The sequence below is a fragment of the Mariniflexile sp. genome, assembly GCF_052728615.1.
The window spans coordinates 1-4287 of record NZ_JBFVFE010000107.1; the positions used below are offsets into that span (position 1 = coordinate 1).

A 4287-nucleotide genomic window follows, 5' to 3' on the forward strand; every position below is an offset into this window, starting at 1 on the left:
TGGATTCCTACCTGCGCAGGAATGACAAAAAACCAAAAGATTTAGCGGAAAGCCCGACCCGAAGGGGAACGCCCAAAAACAACTACTGAAAATTATACCTATATATATATTGTATGTATTTGTTTATACTACTATCTTTGCAGCCTGAATTTAAATTATTTTAATGATACATATTACATTACCCGATGGCAGTGTGAAAACGTTTGATGAAAACGTTACACCTATGGATGTTGCAAAAAGCATTAGTGAAGGATTTGCTAGGAACGTAATTTCGGCAAATTTTAATGGTACAACCGTGGAAACTGTAACGCCATTAACCACCGATGGCTCGTTGATTTTATATACTTGGAATGATGATGACGGTAAAACGGCGTTTTGGCATAGTTCGGCACATGTACTGGCGCAGGCTATTGAAGAATTGTATCCCGGTGCTAAACTTACTATTGGTCCTGCTATTGAAAATGGGTTTTATTATGATGTTGATTTTGGTAATCATGTAGTATCTGAAAAAGACTTTAAGGCCATTGAGTATAAAATGCTGGAGATTGCACGTGGAAAGCATGACTTTAAAATGCGTTCTGCTACAAAAGCCGAAGCACTTGCTTTATATAAAGGTAATGAATTTAAAACCGAACTGATTACAAACTTAGAAGATGGTACGATTACTTTTTGTGACCACGCTACGTTTACTGATTTGTGCCGTGGTGGCCATATACCCAACACCGGCATTATAAAAGCTGCTAAAATATTAAGTGTTGCAGGGGCTTATTGGAGGGGAAATGAGAAGAATCCGCAACTAACGCGTGTTTATGGCATTTCGTTTCCGAAACAAAAAGACCTTACGGAGTATTTAGAATTGCTTGAAGAAGCTAAAAAGCGCGACCATAGAAAACTTGGTAAAGAATTGGAATTGTTTACGTTTTCACAAAAAGTGGGTGCTGGCTTGCCTTTATGGTTACCTAAAGGTGCTGCCTTACGCGAGCGTTTAGAGAACTTTTTGAAAGCAGCACAAAAGAAAGCAGGCTATGAGATGGTGGTGACGCCACATATTGGACAAAAAGAACTTTATGTGACTTCTGGGCATTATGCGAAATATGGTGCCGATAGTTTTCAACCGATAAGCACACCTAAAGAAGGCGAAGAGTTTTTATTAAAGCCCATGAACTGCCCGCACCACTGTGAAATTTATAACCACACACAATGGAGCTATAAAGATTTACCTAAGCGTTATGCTGAATTTGGTACCGTATATAGATATGAGCAAAGTGGCGAGTTACATGGATTGACCCGAGTAAGGGGCTTTACCCAAGATGATGCCCATTTATTTTGCACACCCGACCAACTGGATGCTGAGTTTAAAAATGTGATTGATTTAGTGCTATACGTATTTGGATCGTTAGGGTTTGAAAACTTTACCGCTCAAGTTTCTTTACGGGATCCTGAAAATCCGGATAAATATATAGGTAGCCTGGAAAACTGGGAAAAAGCTGAAAAAGCGATTATGAGCGCTACCATTGATAAAGGATTGACATACACCGTTAAAACTGGTGAAGCTGCTTTTTATGGTCCGAAACTGGATTTTATGGTGAAGGATGCTTTGGGAAGACAATGGCAATTGGGCACCATTCAGGTAGATTATAATTTGCCAGAGCGTTTTGATCTAACCTACAAAGGTAGTGACAACGAGTTGCACAGACCTGTCATGATTCACCGTGCGCCTTTTGGAAGCATGGAACGTTTCATCGCCATATTATTGGAACATACGGCTGGTAATTTCCCACTTTGGTTGATGCCAACGCAGGCTATTATATTGTCAATTAGTGAGAAATATGAAAAATACGCTGAAAAAGTTTTAAATTTGCTAGAAAATGACGAAATTCGCGCCCTTGTTGACAATAGAAATGAGACCATAGGCAAGAAAATTAGGGAAGCCGAGATGCAAAAACACCCTTATATGATCATTATTGGGGAACAAGAAGAGAATGAAAACAAAATTACTGTGCGTGCGCATGGTGGAGAAGATTTAGGAATGGTTTCTATTGAAGACTTCTCAAAAATTATAAAAACAGAAATAAGCAAAACGTTAAAATCGTTTTAAAAATAAGTTTAACTTAAAACATATAAAGCCATAGCAATTAGAAGAAGATCCCAACCCGCTAAAAGGGTTTCACAAGAGGATAAACATAGAATTAACTCTAAGATTTCATCACCAAACGTTCGTCTTGTAGGAGAGAATGTTGAGATTGGTGTTTATACAAAAGGTGATGCTATGAGAATAGCAAGCGAGCAAGAGTTAGATCTTGTAGAGATTTCTCCAAATGCTGATCCGCCTGTTTGTAAGGTTATGGATTATAAAAAGTTTCTTTACGAACAAAAGAAACGAGATAAAGTTATAAAAGCCAAGGCGACAAAAGTAATTATTAAAGAAATTCGATTCGGTCCTCAAACTGATGACCACGATTACGAGTTTAAAAAGAAGCATGCCGAAAAATTTTTAAAAGAAGGCGCTAAACTTAAAGCTTTTGTATTCTTTAAAGGTCGTTCCATTATATTTAAGGAACAGGGCCAAATTTTATTGTTAAGGTTAGCACAAGATCTTGAAGAATTTGGAAAAGTAGAACAAATGCCACAATTGGAAGGAAAACGTATGACTATGTTTATTGCTCCAAAAAAATAAATTACCTCGACTCAAGGGTTCGATGTATTAAAATTTCAAAAAGGCAAAAACTAAATTCCAAAAAAAATAAAGGAAACCAGTTAAGCCGCGGGGTGTTAAACCCAAAAAAATTAATAAATAAAAATATATCTTATATAAATAAGATGCTGAAATAAATTCAGCACAACGTAATTAAGCGAAATAATTAAAACCTAGGAAAAGAAAATGCCTAAAATGAAAACAAAATCCAGTGCCAAAAAACGCTTTAAGCTAACTGGTACTGGTAAGATAAAAAGAAAGCATGCTTTTAAAAGTCACATCTTAACAAAGAAGTCTAAAAAACGCAAGCTCGCTTTGACGCATGATACATTAGTAGATAAGGCGGATGAGAATAATGTTAAATTGATGTTGCGTTTAAAGTAACAACCTTTTAACCGGTTAAAATAAATTATAAACCCTGGAGTTAGGCCACAAAATTAACGATTGTAGATGTTTGATTTACGATTTATAAAATAACAAAGTGTCGATTATCGACCGCCTACTACAAAAAAACAATTAAAATTATGCCAAGATCAGTAAATTCTGTAGCAAAAAGAGCCCGAAGAAAAAAGGTTCTAAAACAAGCAAAAGGCTTTTTCGGACGTCGTAAAAACGTTTGGACAGTAGCAAAAAATGCGGTTGATAAAGCGATGTTATATTCGTATAGAGACCGTAGAGTAAAAAAGAGAAACTTCCGTGCTTTATGGATCACTCGTATTAATGCGGGCGCCAGAACTTATGGATTATCTTATTCTCAATTTATGGGGAAATTAAAAGCTAATGATATTGAATTAAACCGTAAGGTTTTAGCCGATTTAGCTATGAATAACCCAGAGGCTTTTAAAGCCGTAATCGAGAAAGTAAAATAAGGCGTTTTCGCCTATTGTAAAACATATTATATTCGCTTAATATATTAAAAATCCGGTTCGTCCCGATAGCTATCGTGGAGAATCGGATTTTTTTTATACCCCAAAAGCAGTAATAACAATATTTCTTGAACCTCCATCATTTCTGTGTTCACACAAATAAATTCCTTGCCAAATACCTAAATTCAATTTCCCGTTTGTTATAGGTATGTGTACCGAAGCACCCAACAAGGAAGCTTTAATATGTGCAGGCATATCATCAGCACCCTCGTAAGTATGCTTGTAGTAAGGCACGTTTTCTGGAACCATTTTATTGAAATGACTTTCAAAATCTGTTCTAACCGTAGAATCTGCATTTTCATTTATTGATAAACTCGCTGATGTATGCTTTATAAAAACCTGTAATTGCCCCATATTTATTTGGTTAATTTCAGGAATAGCATCTGTAATTGAATCTGTTATTAAATGAAACCCTCTTAAATATGGTTTTAATTTTACTTGCTTTTGAAAGCACTTCATATAAATTATATTTTCAATTTAAGTCTAAATTTAATTTATAAATTATAACCAAAACATTTTTTTTCATTTTTATGACGCAACCTTTTTGTTTGTTTTTCATCTATAAAATAATAACCCAAATTTTAAAATTATGAAACCCTCTTAAATATGGTTTTAATTTTACTTGCTTTTGAAAGCACTTCATATAAATTATATTTTCAATTTAAG

5 protein-coding genes are annotated in these 4287 nt (G+C 35.1%); 4 read left to right on the forward strand and 1 reads right to left on the reverse strand.

Annotated elements, in window-relative coordinates:
- Nucleotides 1–163 precede the first annotated feature (163 nt).
- The 4 genes from thrS (at nucleotide 164) to rplT (ending at nucleotide 3564) form a co-directional block, all read left to right on the forward strand.
- A complete protein-coding gene (gene thrS, locus ACU1LP_RS19280) occupies nucleotides 164–2098 on the forward strand; it encodes a threonine--tRNA ligase (RefSeq protein WP_445737083.1) in 1935 nt (644 codons plus the stop codon).
- Nucleotides 2099–2128: 30 nt separating this feature from the next.
- Nucleotides 2129–2677 (forward strand): translation initiation factor IF-3, encoded by a 549-nt coding sequence (infC, locus tag ACU1LP_RS19285; protein ID WP_445733950.1) that lies wholly within the window; start codon nucleotides 2129–2131, stop codon nucleotides 2675–2677.
- Between the two features lie 204 nt (nucleotides 2678–2881).
- The gene (gene rpmI / locus ACU1LP_RS19290) at nucleotides 2882–3079 is read left to right on the forward strand and encodes a 50S ribosomal protein L35 (protein WP_117172011.1); all 198 of its coding nucleotides are present in this window, start codon (nucleotides 2882–2884) and stop codon (nucleotides 3077–3079) included.
- Nucleotides 3080–3219: 140 nt separating this feature from the next.
- On the forward strand, nucleotides 3220–3564 hold the full coding sequence (gene rplT / locus ACU1LP_RS19295) for a 50S ribosomal protein L20 (protein WP_346242576.1): 345 nt from the start codon (nucleotides 3220–3222) through the stop codon (nucleotides 3562–3564).
- A 93-nt stretch (nucleotides 3565–3657) separates the two neighbouring features.
- Here rplT and ACU1LP_RS19300 read toward each other — a convergent pair whose 3' ends face one another.
- Complete coding sequence (locus tag ACU1LP_RS19300; RefSeq protein WP_445733947.1) at nucleotides 3658–4080, reverse strand: secondary thiamine-phosphate synthase enzyme YjbQ; 423 nt, start codon at nucleotides 4078–4080, stop codon at nucleotides 3658–3660.
- Nucleotides 4081–4287: the final 207 nt, after the last annotated feature.

What these genes read in the sequence shown, in the direction of transcription:
- thrS (WP_445737083.1), top strand. Translation starts at nt 164, where the DNA reads ATGATACATATTACATTACCCGATGGCAGTGTGAAAACGTTTGATGAA.
- ACU1LP_RS19300 (WP_445733947.1), bottom strand. Translation starts at nt 4,080, where the DNA reads ATGAAGTGCTTTCAAAAGCAAGTAAAATTAAAACCATATTTAAGAGGG.
- rpmI (WP_117172011.1), top strand. Translation starts at nt 2,882, where the DNA reads ATGCCTAAAATGAAAACAAAATCCAGTGCCAAAAAACGCTTTAAGCTA.
- rplT (WP_346242576.1), top strand. Translation starts at nt 3,220, where the DNA reads ATGCCAAGATCAGTAAATTCTGTAGCAAAAAGAGCCCGAAGAAAAAAG.